Below are 16717 nucleotides of genomic sequence, written 5' to 3' on the forward strand. Positions count from 1 at the left end.
TCCAAGAAAGTGTTTAGGGTATAAAATGCCTAAGGAAGTGTTTATACAGCAGTATAAAAATGATTGTCGCATTTGGAGCTAGAATGCGCCCATTATTGAAACGGCGAGAACCCTTGATTTTATTGGTCGGGACGGAAGGATTTGAACCTTCGACCCCTAGCACCCCATTCTGTAGTTAATGGTTCAAAATGGAATATCACTTTCAGACTATTATAACACAACATCCTTGAAATAAAAGGATTTTAAGCATATCATAAGTATCAATCGATAACATCTGATAACAACCCAGAACACCATAAAGTACCCAGCAAAGTACCCAGCAAAAAGGAAACTCATGGTCAGATTTACAGATACCTATATAAAGAACTTAAAAGCAACCGACAAACGAATTGAGAAATTCGAAGGTGATGGCTTTGGGATATTCATTTATCCCACCGGAACCAAAACATGGATATACCGTTATAAAATAGATGGGAAAAAAGATCATGTAACTTTAGGCAACTATCCTGCTGTTAGCTTATCAGATGCCAAACGTAAATTCATGGATTTAAGAGATCTAAAAAAGAACGGTAATAATCCTAAAAATATCCTGCTGACCCAAAAAGAAGAGGAAAGTTATACAGTTCAAGACCTTGTTACAAACTGGTATGACAATTACATTGTACGCCATCGCAAAAATCCAGGCCAAGTGGAGCAAATTATCAAAGCAGACATTACTCCAATGCTTGGAAGTGTAGAGGTAGAAGAGCTGAAAACAAAGGACATCACAAGAGCCCTGGATAGAATTGTTAAACGAGGCGCTCCGGTGCATGCTAATAAAGTTTTAAGTGCCCTCAAGCAAGCATTTAATTATGCAGTAAGCCGAGGGGAACTGACTACCAATACCGCAGCGAACATCCGCTCACGAGATATCGGTGGCGTTGAAAAACCAAGAGAGCGATTTTTATCCCTTGATGAAATTAAACTGGTTTGGGATTTTTTAAGTGATGGTGAGCATGGTGTATCGCTCCAAATCACTAACGCCATTAAAATTCTATTGCTTACTGGCGTTAGGACTGGCGAACTACGCATTGCCAAATGGAACGAATTCGACTTCGAAAACTCACTATGGACCATTCCCGCAGCAAACACAAAAACAGGAATAACCATGCGAGTTCACTTAACTGAATTAGTTAAGTCATTATTTATGGAATTATACAATTGCAGTATCGGATATTATGTCATAAGTGGTGTAGATGGCCATAAACCTCTCACCGACCGCGCGCTACCCCGAGCAGTAAACCGTATACAAGAAAGAATAGGCATCCCCAAATGGACACCCCACGATCTTCGCCGAACCTTTGCAACCCAGCTAGGTGAGACTCTGAATATTGATCCGGTTGTTATTGAGAAGTGTTTAGGCCATAAAATGCCTAAAATCATGGCAACTTATAACAAAAATGAGATGCTACCCCAGAGAAAAGAAGCTTTGGAAAAATGGTCAGATTATGTAACAAATTTAGTTTTCGAGAATGTAGATTTGCAAACATAAGACGTTTTTTTTGACAATGTACAACTTTATTGGTACACTTTAATATGAATAAGAAAATTGAATATATCGCTTATCAAGGCGAGTCTTTTACCATTGAATGGTACTATGACGATAATAAAACCAGTGATGCACTTGAGTACTATAACAGCTTAAATAAAGCAGAAAGAATACAGCTGTTAAAATTGCTAAAACGAATGGGAGATAATGGAGAAATTAAGGATAAGACAAAATTCAGGAATGAAGGTGATAAAATTTACGCATTTAAGCCTCAGCCTGATCGATTTTTATGTTTTTTCTGCGAGGGTAAGAAAATTGTTATTACTAATGGTTTTCGCAAGAAACAGCAAAAACTGCCTCTTAATGAAAAAGACAAGGCACTAAACAGCCGAAATGATTATATTAATCGCGTAAAGCGAGGTGAATATTATGAGTAACAAACCACTATCAACATTCGAACGAGAAATGCAAGACCCTGCATTCAAAGAGCAATTTGAAGAAGAATACCAAGAGTTCCTGTTATCCGAGATTATTCGTGAGTTAATGGAAACCAGTAAAAAAAGCGTCAGAAAACTAGCTAGCGAATCAGGTCTATCTACTACGGCAATCCAAAACCTGCGTTCTGGAATACAAGAGGATATGAAATTAACTAATTTTCTGAATGTATCCCATGCTTGTGGTTATAATATAGTCTTGGAAAAAAATGGCAAAAAAATCAGCCTGTAATAGCAATTCAATGAATAATAAACAGGCGATCATCTTGGTTATTAGAGGTGTTAGTTTATATTTCAAATGAGGCATTGATGGATTTTCAAAGTAGAGAAGAAGAATTTTATAATAGGTTTGGATTAGACACGCCTCAATTCGACAATGAAGTGCTAGAAAAATCCTTTCGAGCAGGGGTGATGAATTTCTTAGACGAACTTGATAACAATTTAGGTAAATCACAAATCAAAAGGTTCTGCAGTTGGTATGGTGAAACATATCAAGACAATATAAGCGGAAATATATATAAAATCCTATCGAAAGAACAAAATTTTAATAAATTTTTATTTAAGTTAGAAAGCGTTTTTTCACTAAACTTTGCTTTGGGCGAATCTTTATATAAGGATTTGCGCATAAAATACCAGATAGAATTATATCATTACATAAAGGAAATATTTGACAACTCCAAGCTACCGATAGGCTTTGAGCGCATTGGAGGACAGGTTATTATATTTCCCCAAGGATGTGACTTTCTAGACAAAGAACTAGTGATAAAAACCCTTAAGTATCTTGATGAAAACTCTCATAAGCACTTCAGCGATGCATTACACCATTATATGGAATCTAAATATATAAAATCTGCTGAAAGTATCAGAAGGACTGTAGAAGAATTTTTAAAATACAAGTTGGAGAGCCCAAAAGGATTAGAAAAAAATATCAGTCTCCTGCTAAATACCATTAAATCTCAATCTTTGCCTGAAATCCGAAACACTATACATAAAACTTTCGACTGCCTGGACAAATTATTTAATGAACACAGCAAACACAATGACGGAGATATAACAGAAAATGAATGTGAGTATTTAATTTACCAATCTGCTCTATTAATGAGATATGTGGATAAAGCTTTAAAAAAATAACTTCAAATTCTAGGCTCCATCAGATCAAGTCAGAACTAACTAATTCAGAGATAACTAGGATCCCAAAAACACATGATTTTAAAACAAAAACTCTACGAAAACTGATGTTCTTCGACATAAAGGTCCAAAGACGGTTTATTTATTTCTTGAAATATTTTAGTAGTTCATTATTATATTGCCTCAAAATATTTGGAGATATTAATTGTGGAGAAGAAAGCCTTTAAAGAAGCTGAGGCAGCTGAATATATAGGTATGAGCCGTTCTTTTCTCTCTCAAGATCGAGTTAATGGAACTTTGGCTAATAGAACACCAGGACCAAAATATCTAAAAATTGGTCGTTCAGTCCGTTACTTGAAAGAAGATTTAGATTTATGGCTTGAGCAGCACCGTATATAAGTTATAGAAATTTATTTTGATTGGATCTTTTATGCTTATTTATATTGTTCACTTATTTGTTTTGTTCATTTTTAATGAGCAGTCTATAATAATGAACAATTATAGTTATTAATTAAAAACTAGGTGGACCGGTTTTAATGGGGGGGGCATTACGATATTAAATAATAAAGGTCATTTAATATTCAAAAACCCATTGATACAGCTTATTACCAAAATCCAGGAACTATCCGCTTCGGTGAAGGTTTTAATGCTATTGGACAAAAATCCTTTGGACAATTACGCTTATTGCTTTTGTTAAACTCTTCAAGCATTTCTAGCATCTCATCTATACTTTTACCAGTCGCCTCCAGGCGAATATCTTTGGGAAAACTACTCTCTACCGATTGTAAACAAAAACAATTTTGTGTTTTCTGAGAACTAAAAAACTGCGTACCAAACAACTGTTTATGGCCAATACTTACTAAATATCTATCAACAGCAGCTGCCTTTAGCCATTTAGCGCCTTTATACTTTAACTGGTCTGACTTGTTGGCGAAGTAAAATGCTTGAAAATAATGATCTGGAACTTCGCCATGCTGAAAAACCATCGCTGAATCATGATAATCTGATGCCGTTTTCACACACCCTTCAGCAAAAATTTCACTGATGCGCATTCGCCGTTTATTATCACGCTCATTTAACTCCATTCTCTGTTTATCTGTCATTTTGTCAAAATCTTCTCGATCTTTTTGATCTGACACATAAATTTGATGAATTTCTTCCGAGCGTTTTTTTTGTAATTCAGAATCAGTAATGCAATTCTTTGGAGTTGCAGCAAATGATTTAATTGCGGCAAAACAAACCAATAATGCCCCGCAAAAAAACTTACATCCAAAATTCAGCATAACCTAGCCCTGTTTATTATTAATTTGTGTATGCATATTGTTTGGAATAAATATACGAAATAAATATGATTTAGTATTCTTTTCATGTTTTTCCATGGGTTTCAATTAAAATCCATGCTTTGTGCAATATGTTACAATATTATAATAGGTCAAAGTTGTTTTTTGTTACTTATTTTTGATCCATCTCAAGGAATTATCATGGATGATTTGTTAGAAGTATCCCCATCTTTATTTTTCAAATATGCTAAATCACCTCATTGGATTTGGTATGATATTCATGGTGATCAGTCCAAGAAAGAGGAACTACCGGAGCTAACAAAAAAGTTAATTGAAGGTGGTGTATTACATGAGGAAGAATATGTAGATAATTTGCAAAAAATAACAATTGATGAGAGTCTTTCTGAAGAGGAAGCAGAACAACAAACTCTCCAATATATGGAAGATGGAGCCGAGTTAATTTATCAAGGGGTGATTTCTTATATTGATGGCGATGTCAAATACAAAGGACGTCCAGACTTTTTAAAAAAATGTGAAGGTTTGTCTAATTTTGGCAATTATTTTTACATGCCAATTGAAATAAAAAACTCCACTAATTGTGAAAAGCCAGCATATAAAAAGCAATTAATGCTTTATGCAATTATTCTGAAGGATATACAGAATTTTATACCTCCAATAGGTAAATTCATTAATAAATACAGTGAAGAAATTGCCTGTGAGTTATCAGAAAAAATCAAGCAGTCTACTAATAATACGATTGGTGAGATTTTGAGTATCCTTCGAGGAAAAGAGCCGCCTTTAAAAATATCAAAAGCAGCGCTAGAAAGCCCTTGGAAGAAAGTACTATTAAATGAGGCAATAGAAAAATCTGACCTCTCTTTAATATATAATATAAGGTCTGATGTTTTAAAAGGACTAAAGCAACAAGGCATTAGTACGCTTGATAATATGGCAGAGTGTGATATTGAATCATTCCCCAAAATTAAAGGTGCGGGCCCCAAAACATTAGAACGTATTCACAAGCAGGCAAAGTCACTTGTAAATAATGAGATAATTAGAATTTCTAAACCTGATATTCCTGAAGCAGAAATTAAAATTTACTTCGATATTGAAAGTGATCCATTATTAGGAGTGGAGTATCTTTTTGGATTTCTCATTGTAAAACCACATTCTGTGCCAGAATTTAAATATTTTTTAGCTGAAACTCCGGAAAATGAAAAAGATATGTGGGCTGAGTTTTTAGCATGGTTAAATACGATGAGTTTAGATAATGTCAGAATTTATCACTACCATTCTTATGAAAAAACACAATTAAATAAACTTTCAAAAAAGTATGGTGGCTCCCATCAGCTCATACAATTTATCTCAAAATTAGTTGATCTATTAAAGACAACAAGAGACTCTTTTATTTTTCCCGTCTATTTTTATTCAATCAAGGATATCGCCAAATACCTTGGATTTAGTTGGCAACATGAAAAAGCTGGTGGAGCACAAAGTGTATTCTGGTATGAAAAATGGCTTGAGACAAAAGACAGGACTATTTTGCAGGATATTATTGACTATAACGAAGATGATGTAAGAGCAACAGAGTTTATGCACCAATGGCTAAACAAACATAAATAATCAACATTTTTTATTACCCTGGATTTGATCAAATTTTTCCACCTTTTGCAACAGGCCTGAGGGTTTTGTCTACTCTCCTGCCTGCTTTCTTGACCAACGAAAAATCAGCAATATATTAGTTAATAAATGTGGTTAATATTTCTAAGTTAAGTTATTTACAAAACAAACGGGATAATTTACCAAGTAAACGGTAATAAAAATTAATGAATAAAATCCCCCTAAAGTTATCGGCTTGGTATAATTTTTGGGTACATGTTAATTAAATCTTCAAAGTTTCTAGGACGATAGCGATCCCAATTATTTTCTTGAATATACATAGCGCTATACTTAATTTTGTTTTTATCTTGCTGCGAAGCATCTTGACACCATTGTTCCAAGCGCTCTTTTTTAATCATATCTTCTGCGCCTTCGCGCCCTTTTAATTCTATAATCCAGTACTCTGTTTCACATCTTTTTACGATGAAATCAGGATAATAATTAGCTATACTGCCCTCTTGATTTCTGTAGTCAAGGAAAAATCCCATCGCATCATTAATCTTTTCAAATGCCATAATGTCATCACAAGTATCTAAAAACTTAGCAAAATTAAGCTCGAAATTGTTGTCGCAAGCCATTTTTGTGAACGCTGATTTTTTTGGAGTGAGAACAAATTCGGTTGATGCAACTTGAAAAGGTCGAGTTTTACTGACACAAATTGTATCCCTAATTTCAGAAGTTCCGCTATCTCTTACCGTAAGCATATTAATTGCCTTTTTAAAGCCATCAATGATTTGTTTTCTTACACTATTCTCAGAAAGATTGGTTATCACATTCAAATCGTTAAGATCGACCTGAGTATCAAATAAATTGTATTCGATAAAGATTTTCAATTTTTCGAATAAGATATCTGAACCACCGACCATACGTAAATCACTCATAATAGTATGACTAAAAAAATGTAAAGCCCTATGGTAGTCAGGAATAATAAGGGTAGGCATATCAGTAGTATGGCTAATTTCTTCTGTATTAATATCTCTGAAGATAATTTGCCGTTGTTCATTTTTAGAAAATTTTTTAAGTTTGACTCTGTTTGAGATAATGTTGGCTGGATTTAGTTCATTTAAATTTTTCAAATTGCGCTGCATACGTCTTGTTAATTTTGGCAATACTATTTCAAGGGCCGCATTCATTTTTTTATTTTCATCTATAGTAATGACGATCGGAGCTTTCGCTGGAGTATTTAAGCCCATTGGTTTGTAATCAAGCTCAACACCTTCGGATTTTATTTTCTTAACAAAATCGATAAATTTTTCTGTTCCAATTACGCTTAATTTAGGCTCTTCATCAATTGATTTTTCTCGGTACATTCTTCTTAGGCCTCGACCTAGAGTCTGCTCAGGTAGAATCTTACTGCTTGCACTATAAGAGCGTAGGCCAACGATCGTTGTGACATTTTTAACATCCCACCCCTCTCTCAACATCAGCACTGATACAATTACTTTATAAGGGTTATCTAACTTATCAATTTCACGGCTCGCCTTTCTTAGTTCATCCAAGTCGCCTTTTTTCCCTTCATTTATATCGCCATTACGTTTTGTGTGAATGACTAATACAGCCCCTTTAAACTCAGGATAAGTGCCCTCAAGATAATCTTTAATTTGATCACAACTTTTTGTTTCATCTGTCATAATAAATAAAACGGCTTTTTTCCCCATTATTAACTGTTGGTTATATACTTTTTTCCATTCCACATACCCCAGATTTATATGATCTTCATACCGTTCAACAAAATCATCACTGGTTTTTTCCTGTAATTTAGCCATGGATGCATCATCAGGAATTACAGGATGTTTAACGACGCCCTGATAAATCGCCTCACATAGGGGATAATCACTAATTGTATTGGCAAATATTGCGCCATTTGCATGGCGTGGTGTTGCTGTTACATCAAATTGTGCTGATAGTTTATGACCTCTCTCTACTAGACCTGCATGAATATCTTGGATCGTTTTAAACCAGGTTAATGATTCATCATGAATATGATGCGCTTCATCATTTAAAATAACCAAATCAGGTACCTTACGAATAAGCTCTCCCAGATCCATTGATGATATGGTTTTGCTTGGAGGTTTAGATCCAAGAAAATAATCAGATGCATCTGTATCGTCAGCGCTTGGACTTGTTTGTTCTGAAAGAAATAATCTATGGACATTTGTAAGATAAATATTCCCTTCCTCGGAAATACTTCCTACCTCGTCTTGTATGTGTACTGATGGATTAAAATCATCCTGCCAGTTTTTCCCAAGATAACCATTATATGGCAATAAGGGATCATGATGAAATATTTGTAATCCTTCAAAATCAACTTTTAACCTATCTAAAACAATAATATTGGGGGTTACCACCAGAAAGTTCAGAGAAAGATCAGATTGAATTTCATATTTTTTGTGGAAATAGCACCATGTGATCAGTAGGCTCAGAATTTTTGTTTTTCCGCTTCCAGTAGCAAGTTTCATGACGTATCTTGGCCAGTCTTCCTTAAAATGTTCCTTTTGAATCAATCCTGAGCTATCAAATGAAAGGAGCTGACTTGGATCACGCGCTTTGGTAACTTCATATAGCCATATAGCTGACTCTACAGCTTCTCGTTGAGCGAAATACCATTTAAAACCTTCTCCCTGGTTATCTGAATTTTCATTGTAATGATTTAAATCAAACCAGTAGGTCAGTAAAGCTCTTGTTACCCAGCTCGCACCCTCATAATTATTATTACGCCATTGATTTACGCATGTTCTGATTTTATGTACTAGAGGAGGAATTAATTTATCATGGCCGACACTGTTAATATCCTGATCACCTGGAAACCATCGAATATTAGGATCTAAAATTGTATATGGATCATTGGGAAACGCAGGATGTATAGCCACAATTATTTCCCTTTCGCATCAATATGTACATCAAACACTTTTGTTGTGTCATGACCAAAAATATCTATTATTTTAATAGCAACTTTATAACTGCCAGGTTTTGAATATTTAAATCTATCACTCTCGGTAGTTATCTTGCGGTTATTTTTGGTTCTAAAATTTTGCCATTGATTTTCAAAAATATTATTTCCTGAGTTTTGATCTTGTAAACTCTCATAGTCAAAGTCTACTGACCAGTAGTCAATCCAGTCCGTCCAATTTTTGGTTAGAACTTCTTGATCTATTCCACCACCGCGTGTTTTTGTTAATTTTATAACTTGGCCCTGATTTACAATAACTTTTGATCTACCCACTTTAAGACTTTGTACAACAAACTCGATGTCTTCCTGTCGGTAAAACACGCCAAAATCTATAAGTTGAACGGAAATAATATCATCAATTTTATTTATTTTTGCTTCAACGTATGAAACATCGTAAAAAACAACTTGCCCTTTTTCTATGGCTCTTTTATCAAATACATCCCGGGGAATATATCTTAAGACTAAATTAACATTTTTTTCTTTTGCTCTATCCTGCATATCTGGATTTAATCCCATTTCAAATTCAAATCCCAATACATCTACTTTGTTAAACCTATATTTTGGCGCCATGCTAATTATGTCTTCAATCTCACTCATAGTTATGGGAGAGTCTAAGGAACCAATATAAACAGCATGATTAGTCTCCGATTTAAATCCATGAAATGGTGTCATATTATGCAAGGGCTCTGACTTATAGGCTCTGTGTATCAAGTTAAAATATTCATTTTCTTTTAGGTGGGCTTGTGTATCTCTTTCATCCTTGGGTAGCGTTGGATCTATACCCATATAGTATTGGCGGTCATAATGACCAAGATTTAATATTTCAAAGGCATTATATTTTTTCTTTTTTTTATCTAATTCAACTTGCAAATTTATTAACCGTTTGCGAGATGTATGTATGGCAAATCTTGATAAATCACAGCCAATCCATGTTCTGCCAAGTTTCTCCGCTACTGCTAATGTTGTGCCAGATCCACAAAAAAAATCCGCTACTAAATCTCTTGGATTGGATGAGGATAGAATAATTCTTTCCAAGAGAGACTCAGGCTTTTGGGTCGGGTAATTTAAATATTCAGGATTGTCAGCCTTTTTACCGATGTTTCTAACAGCTTCTTGTCGCACATTTCGGATATCTGTCCAAACATCATCGACTAACAAACCCTTGGCTTCGTCTAAATAATATTTTAATCTTTTTGATCCATTTTTGGTTACAAAAATCCTTCCAATTGACTCGAACCTCTTGATGGACTCTTCAGAATAATCACCTAACGTTTGTGATGCCCATCTTCTTCCATCAGGATCTTTTTTTGTGAAAAATTTATTTATATATTCTTGCAAATAAGGGGTATATAAGTTATTAAATGATGGTTCTTCTAGTTTTTTATATGAAAATATGACATCACAATCGCGAGGAAACATTTTAGATTTTGTTTTGCCTCCTGTTGGTGTTGAACGCTTCCAGGTTATTTGATTTAGAAAATTATTTTCTCCAAAAATTTCATCTAAAACCAATCTCATAACACCACTTAATCTATAATCGCAATGAACATATATGCTTCCGTCACTGGCTAATAAATTCTGAATAAGCGTTAATCGCTCGTATATCATGGTAAGATAACTATCTACGCCCTTACCCCAAGTATCTCGATAAGCTATTTCTTCAATAATACTTGGTTTTTTAATAAATGATTCTTTATCCCCGATTTCTATAGGCATAGAAAAATCAGCACCAACATCAAAAGGTGGATCGATGTAAACTAGTTTTATTCCCCCAATAGCTTCTATTTCACGCCTAAGATAACCAGATTGTAATGAAGATAATATAAGTTTATTTTCACCCCAAATGAGTTTATTAGCCCAGGTGTTTTTTGATTGGATGGTATTAGGCGAATGATTTAACTTTGGTGTATCAATGTATTCAATTGCTTGAAATGGCAATTCTGCTTTGCAAATATTGTTATTTTTCCCCGGCCAAATTAGTTCGGATTTATGACTGGAGCTAAATAAGCGGAAGCGATAATCATCAGGAAGAGTTTCTCCTTTATCTAAAAGATCAACAATATTTTTAATCTCATCATCTGACAATGGGTCTACAATTTTTGGCATTATGGGAACAATCCTTGTTCTTACATAGCTACATACCTTAAATATAGACCAAAAATTTAAAAAATATCAGTTTATTAACTGGGGTATTTAGGGTCTATGTGATTATGAAAGCGAGCAGCCACCCAATCACCATCTATCTCAAAAAAGCAAAATACCTAAATTCAATATATCCTTATATTTTATGACCAGCTCTATCATTAATTACAAAATTCAAAAATTAATGACCCAACGATATAAACGATCAAAATTGCTGCTGATAACAACAATGTAAACCAGCTAAATTTCCGCGTTCGATGCGCCAAATAATGGGCCTCAGCTAGTGACTCTGATACTAAGCTTTTCATGGCATAAACGGATTCATTGGTGGTATCTCTCAGTATTTTTTTCATCGTTTCTTTACTGCTAGTCAATGCGGCATTAAGGACTTTCTCTGCTTTTTCCTTGGCGTCATCTTTCCACTGAGAGGAAATGTTCTCCATTTCCTCTTTGAATCGAGCCAGCATTTCCTGCTGTGCCTTCCAGTTTTCCTCAAGCAGCCTTTCATTCATGGTTTGGAGGATAAGAATCGGATCGTCTTTGCCAATAACCACACCATGTTTGACTGCAATATCTCGGATGGCTTCATTAATTTTATCTGACATTAGATCACCATAGCCTTATCAATCTGGCTAAATAGTTGATCTCGTATAAGCTTTAAACGTTGCCTGGTCATAATATTTCGCTCAGGGGAATCGATTGCTTCATTAAAAGTAATTTTTTGTTGAAGCATGTTTGATAGATCCAGGCCGAAGGTTTCTTCTTTTAAGTCAGGTATATTGATGATTGCCGCTATTCGGTCTTTTGTCTCTTTGTATACCCTCATTTGCTCAAAAGGCTTTCCTTCATTTTCAATTTTTCCCCAATAGGGATTTAGCCATACAACATAGCGAACATCATCTGGAAATTGGTTTACCAGCTGAGCAAAGCCGTTTATCGTATCCAGTAACGCTTGACCACCTGTGATAACGGTATGTATGATGAGTTCATGTCCCATTTCTTTCAGCAAAGTGGGTACTTGGTTGGTTATGAGGTAATGCGATAAAGGCACAAATGAGCTGGCACCATTATCTATAATCACATCATCTTGGGTATTTGCTATTTTTTCAATTAAAGCGTCAAAGTGGCGCGGATTTATTTCATCACCTTCCATTATATTCAGGCGTTCGACTTTAAGTGATTTAAAACCATGAAAAGTGGCGTTAATGGGATCGGTATCGATACAAAGCGCTGATTGCTCTTTATAAAATTTGTATTGAGCAGTAGTTGCTGAGACAAAGGATTTGCCGACACCACCTTTGCCTTGCATCGTAATATGTATTTTGGCCATTACAAGAGTTCCTCCGGGTTGGGTATTGGATTGAAAGTAAAGCCTTTGATTTCATTTTTAGGCTTATTCTCTCTCTGTTTGTCATCCTTGGTGTTTTCCTGCTCTGATTTAATTAACTTAAGTACGTAATGTCTAAATGCCTTATAGCCGAATGAAATTTGACCTTCGTCAGACAACGTTTCCCAAACGGCTTTCATCGAACATCCCTTATCAAGGGCTTCTTGAATGTCTTCTTTCAATGCGAGAAATTCAATCTTAGCATTGCTTCGCTTGTTCTTTTTTTCTGACAGATTTTGGATTACCCGTTCGGAAAGTGGTTTTTTCATTCTTCTTTGGCGTCAAATTTTTTATTGTTTAAAAAGTCTAAATCATAATTTGGCTTAGAACAAGAAAAAAAGGAACATTTTGGAGCTATTGGGAATTTATTGGAATATAAAAAGGATTATTATAGCCCTCTAAAAGAACTTTTAGGAGTAATTTGGATTTATTTGGTCCGTTGGGCGAAAAAATTCTTTAAAAATCGTTGCAAGTTCCAAAAAGTTCCTGCTATGATTCTTAAAAGAGATCTACAATAACAGGGCAAGATAGGTGAAGTTAGCTAACCAGTAAACTGGCCACCAAACTTCACGAGCCTTATTCGCACCCTCGGTGCTCAACGGGTATCTTGCTTTTTGAGATCAAAAAGAAAACAATTAATCAGTACCTAAAGGATTGCATAACCACTTATTAAGAGGTCAGCATCCTTATGGACGATAAGAATAAAAAGCCTACCAGAAAACACGGTCGCCACCTTCGTGTTCCCGTTCTTCCAGACGAAGAAATATCCATTAAATCGAATGCTGCTCAGGCTGGACTTTCTATTGCGGAATACTTGCGCCGTGTCGGCCAGGGCCATCCAATCCAAAGCGCCATTGATAAGGAGTATATTCTCCAGCTATCCAAAATAAATGCGGATATGGGAAGGCTTGGAGGACTATTTAAGCTCTGGCTTACTCAGGATAGGCGTGTTGCACACTTTGATCACCGTATGGTAAAAGCACTACTGAACCGTATTCAAACAACGCAGGAAGCCATGTTTGAGGTGGTGAAAAAATTATGATTATTCGACACATACCCATGAAGTCAGCAAGACTGAGCAGCTTTTCAAGCTTGGTTAAATATATTGTTGATGAACAAAACAAGCAGGAGCGAGTCGGCAAGGTCAGGATATCAAACTGTAACAGTATTGACCCCACCTGGGCCATTCAAGAGGTATTAGCGACACAGGCAAGAAATCAAAGGGCCAAGGGCGATAAAACCTACCATTTACTCATATCATTTGCCCCGGGGGAAAATCCTTCCGAAGAAGTATTGAAGGCTATTGAGGAGCGGGTTGTATCAAGCATTGGATTCAAAGAACATCAAAGAATCAGCGCCATACATCACGATACGGATAACCTTCATATTCATGTAGCCATTAATAAGATTCATCCAAAAACTTTCAATATGATTGAACCCTATAGAGCCTATAGGGCTTTTGCTGAAACAGCATCGACACTTGAGGTTGAGTTTGGTCTTGAAATAACCAATCACCAAACACGTAAATCCCGCTCAGAAAATCTTGCTGATGATATGGAGCAACATTCAGGTATTGAGAGTTTGATTAACTGGATGAAACGACATTGCTGGGAAAACTTGGAATTAGCAGAAAGTTGGGACGAATTTCATAAAATCCTCACCGTCCATGATTTGGAAATTCGAGTCAAAGCCAACGGATTTGTTTTTTGTAATAAAGATTGCCTCACCATTAAAGCCAGTTCTGTATCAAGAGGATTTTCTAAAAAGACCCTTGAGTATCAATTAGGTGCATTTGTACCATCGCCATATTCTGCTCACATAGCTGGGCAAAATATTTATCGATATGAACCACTCAATAAGCAAGTGCTCGGCAAAGAAATTTATGCACGTTACCTCCACGAAAGAGAACATGGCAAAACAATTCTTTCCGAAAAACTTAAGAGCCTTCGTGAAGCTAAGACCAGATTAATTGATAAGGCCAAGAAGCGCGGCAGAATGAAACGAGCTGCACTAAAACTACTGAAAGCCCCAAGGACTCAGAAAAAATACCTTTACAAGCAAATCAGCAAGACCCTTTTGAGTGATATTGAAAAAATAGGGCAAAATTACACCAAAGAGCGAGATAATCTGCTTGATTTACATAAAAAAAACACCTGGGCTGATTGGTTGAGATACAAAGCACAACAAGGTGATAAAGAAGCTTTAACCGCCATGCGATATCGCAATCGGAAAAATAAAACCAATTACACCTTATCAGGCAAATCACTGAATATTTCCTCTGCTGATATTGGACAGGTTGATTCCATTACCAAGGAAGGAACAGAGATTTATAAGGCTGGTAAGGCTGTCATTCGGAATACTGGCAAAGAAATTGAAATTTCTAAAGGTGGTTCAATTGCTGCACTTAAGAAAGCAATTGAGATGGCACAACAAAGTTATGGTAATTGTATCCAAGTAAATGGTTCGCCACTGTTTAAAAAAACCATTATTCAATTAACCGTTCAAAACAACATCCCAATCACCTTCGCTGATCCTGAGATGGAGTCTCAGCGCCAAAAAATAACTTCACAACTGGAGAAACAAAATGAGCAATCAAGACGATACGGAACTGATGATGGAAGAAGAACTGCAAGAAGCGATGAAGTTGCTGGAACAGCCCATGGAAAAGGAAACCCTTGCAGACCGAAGCCCAACGCTATCAGCTTTAGACAAGGCCCGCCAGCCGAAGGTAAAAACAGCCTGCGAAACCTGTCCTCACTCGATATGGTTCAGTTCACCGGAAGAGGTAAAATGCTATTGCCGACTAATGCACATGATCAGTTGGAGCAGCAAAGACTCCAACTTGATAACCATGTGCGACGGAAGTTTACTAGACTAAAGAATAATAGTTAGAATTATTCAAATGGAAATCTCTACTAAAAATTTCAAACCAGCAACTTCCATTATGTTTTCTATCATTCCCCGAATATATAAGTATTCCTAATTTGGATAGATGGTTAAGATAGGCTCGAAGGGTTGCCCATGATGATGGCATATTTTCTGAAATGTGTTCTGGAACAAGATCATTATGGCGTCTGCCAAATTTTCCTACGATTTTAGCGCAGGGAGGAACCTTGCAATTACAGTAATTTTGCAGCCAGTCATCAACTTGCTTTATAGAGAAATATGATGTGCTTCGCCGGCAAATAAAATAGCTATACACAGCCGTTTGCCAGACACGCCTATCGCAACTATAAATCCAATCTCCATTTGGAACATCCAAGTCCAGAAAATCAGGTAACTCATTCAATGATAACTTTAGATCTTGACTGTGAGCTATCAGAATAGGGTGTTGATTGGCTTCTTCTTTAAGCTGAGCAATGATATCTTCACTGCAAACTTTATCAAACTCACTCAGAGCTACCTTAAGTTGATTTTTTTCTTCTCTTTCACGTCTTTGCTTAATGATTTCTTGCTGCTCATATTTCTTTTCAACTTTTTGGATCTTTTCTTTCAATTTTTTTGAAAGTTCCAGAACCTGGGCAGGTGCTTTGGCGTTATTAAGCCATTGTATACGCTTAGGTTCATTAATACATGACCAGAAAGTTTCCCAATCTTTTACATCTTCCGGCGTTAAGTCTGATAAGTCGATTTCAATGGCAGATATATTTGCTTCTTTAATTTTATCAATCTTTTGGTCATCCACTTTATGTCGATAGAAAATTTCTATGATGAGCTTCTCGTTCTTTTTTATCCCCTGTATGTCTGCTTTCATTCCATTGAATGCCTGTTCTTCTTGTACAGAATCAAAGGATATCACTCTTCCATTTTTTACAATGGTTTTGGATTCTGTATGCATTATACTCTTTGAATCTAAAGCTGATTCAATGATGGTAAATTCTGGCAGTTTTATTTGTCTTCTTTCCATTATAATCTGCTTAGCAGCCAAATGGATGGCACTTTCCAGCCCACCAACACATTCATTGGTAGATGCGTGCTTAAAGTGGTGCTGATTTTTAGTGCCTTTGGCGGCAATCAATGAAGATCCACAAGACGGACAAACACAATTGCAATTCTTACCACTATCAACACTAGAAATATGAGCGATGGTATTATTTTCATTTAATCCAAAAGGAAGTTTTATTTTTAAAAATTTCATTATATCTCCTA

15 protein-coding genes are annotated in these 16717 nt (G+C 35.8%); 8 read left to right on the top strand and 7 right to left on the bottom strand.

Features of this window, described 5'->3' with window-relative positions; translation table 11 throughout:
• The first annotated feature begins 334 nt into the window (after positions 1 to 334).
• From AB3348_RS12145 to AB3348_RS12165, 5 genes are all read left to right on the top strand, one after another.
• A complete protein-coding gene (locus AB3348_RS12145; protein WP_367607861.1) occupies positions 335 to 1531 on the top strand; it encodes a tyrosine-type recombinase/integrase in 1197 nt (398 codons plus the stop codon).
• Between the two features lie 44 nt (positions 1532 to 1575).
• On the top strand, positions 1576 to 1965 hold the full coding sequence (locus tag AB3348_RS12150) for a type II toxin-antitoxin system RelE/ParE family toxin (protein ID WP_367607862.1): 390 nt from the start codon (positions 1576 to 1578) through the stop codon (positions 1963 to 1965).
• Positions 1958 to 2254, top strand: a complete 297-nt coding sequence (locus AB3348_RS12155) for a hypothetical protein (RefSeq protein WP_367607863.1) — start codon at positions 1958 to 1960, stop codon at positions 2252 to 2254. The genes AB3348_RS12150 and AB3348_RS12155 overlap by 8 nt, the downstream gene beginning before the upstream one ends.
• A gap of 77 nt (positions 2255 to 2331) precedes the next feature.
• Positions 2332 to 3153, top strand: coding sequence for a hypothetical protein (locus AB3348_RS12160; protein WP_367607864.1), 822 nt, complete (start codon positions 2332 to 2334; stop codon positions 3151 to 3153).
• A gap of 204 nt (positions 3154 to 3357) precedes the next feature.
• Positions 3358 to 3549: a helix-turn-helix transcriptional regulator gene (locus tag AB3348_RS12165; RefSeq protein ID WP_367607865.1), complete on the top strand. Its 192-nt coding sequence runs from the start codon at positions 3358 to 3360 to the stop codon at positions 3547 to 3549.
• A gap of 206 nt (positions 3550 to 3755) precedes the next feature.
• Here the strand turns inward: AB3348_RS12165 and AB3348_RS12170 are convergent, their stop codons facing one another.
• A complete protein-coding gene (locus tag AB3348_RS12170) occupies positions 3756 to 4433 on the bottom strand; it encodes a hypothetical protein (protein WP_367607866.1) in 678 nt (225 codons plus the stop codon).
• A 198-nt stretch (positions 4434 to 4631) separates the two neighbouring features.
• On the opposite strand from AB3348_RS12170, the gene AB3348_RS12175 reads away from it, so the two are divergent.
• On the top strand, positions 4632 to 6053 hold the full coding sequence (locus tag AB3348_RS12175) for a TM0106 family RecB-like putative nuclease (protein WP_367607867.1): 1422 nt from the start codon (positions 4632 to 4634) through the stop codon (positions 6051 to 6053).
• Positions 6054 to 6277: 224 nt separating this feature from the next.
• Here the strand turns inward: AB3348_RS12175 and AB3348_RS12180 are convergent, their stop codons facing one another.
• The 5 genes from AB3348_RS12180 to AB3348_RS12200 form a co-directional block, all read right to left on the bottom strand.
• Positions 6278 to 8959 (bottom strand): DEAD/DEAH box helicase family protein, encoded by a 2682-nt coding sequence (locus AB3348_RS12180; protein WP_367607868.1) that lies wholly within the window; start codon positions 8957 to 8959, stop codon positions 6278 to 6280.
• Positions 8960 to 8961: 2 nt separating this feature from the next.
• Positions 8962 to 11145, bottom strand: coding sequence for a site-specific DNA-methyltransferase (locus AB3348_RS12185; RefSeq protein WP_367607869.1), 2184 nt, complete (start codon positions 11143 to 11145; stop codon positions 8962 to 8964).
• Positions 11146 to 11342: 197 nt separating this feature from the next.
• Positions 11343 to 11786 carry a conjugal transfer protein TraM gene (locus AB3348_RS12190; protein ID WP_367607870.1) on the bottom strand — a complete coding sequence of 148 codons (444 nt, stop codon included), beginning with the start codon at positions 11784 to 11786 and terminating at the stop codon, positions 11343 to 11345.
• On the bottom strand, positions 11786 to 12511 hold the full coding sequence (locus AB3348_RS12195) for an ArsA-related P-loop ATPase (protein ID WP_367607871.1): 726 nt from the start codon (positions 12509 to 12511) through the stop codon (positions 11786 to 11788). The genes AB3348_RS12190 and AB3348_RS12195 overlap by 1 nt, the downstream gene beginning before the upstream one ends.
• Positions 12511 to 12837 carry a TraK family protein gene (locus tag AB3348_RS12200; RefSeq protein ID WP_367607872.1) on the bottom strand — a complete coding sequence of 109 codons (327 nt, stop codon included), beginning with the start codon at positions 12835 to 12837 and terminating at the stop codon, positions 12511 to 12513. The genes AB3348_RS12195 and AB3348_RS12200 overlap by 1 nt, the downstream gene beginning before the upstream one ends.
• Positions 12838 to 13256: 419 nt before the next feature.
• Here AB3348_RS12200 and traJ point away from each other — a divergent pair, with 419 nt between their 5' ends.
• Both traJ and traI read left to right on the top strand, forming a co-directional pair.
• Positions 13257 to 13610, top strand: coding sequence for a conjugal transfer transcriptional regulator TraJ (gene traJ / locus AB3348_RS12205; protein WP_367607873.1), 354 nt, complete (start codon positions 13257 to 13259; stop codon positions 13608 to 13610).
• On the top strand, positions 13607 to 15460 hold the full coding sequence (traI, locus tag AB3348_RS12210) for a TraI/MobA(P) family conjugative relaxase (RefSeq protein WP_367607874.1): 1854 nt from the start codon (positions 13607 to 13609) through the stop codon (positions 15458 to 15460). Before traJ ends, traI begins: the two co-directional genes overlap by 4 nt.
• On the opposite strand, the gene AB3348_RS12215 is transcribed toward traI, so the two are convergent.
• Positions 15438 to 16706, bottom strand: coding sequence for a competence protein CoiA family protein (locus AB3348_RS12215; RefSeq protein WP_367607875.1), 1269 nt, complete (start codon positions 16704 to 16706; stop codon positions 15438 to 15440). The two genes, traI and AB3348_RS12215, sit on opposite strands and share 23 nt — an antisense overlap.
• Between the last annotated feature and the right edge of the window lie 11 nt (positions 16707 to 16717).

Source organism: Legionella sp. W05-934-2, assembly GCF_964199965.1.
Lineage (GTDB): Bacteria > Pseudomonadota > Gammaproteobacteria > Legionellales > Legionellaceae > JAFIFT01.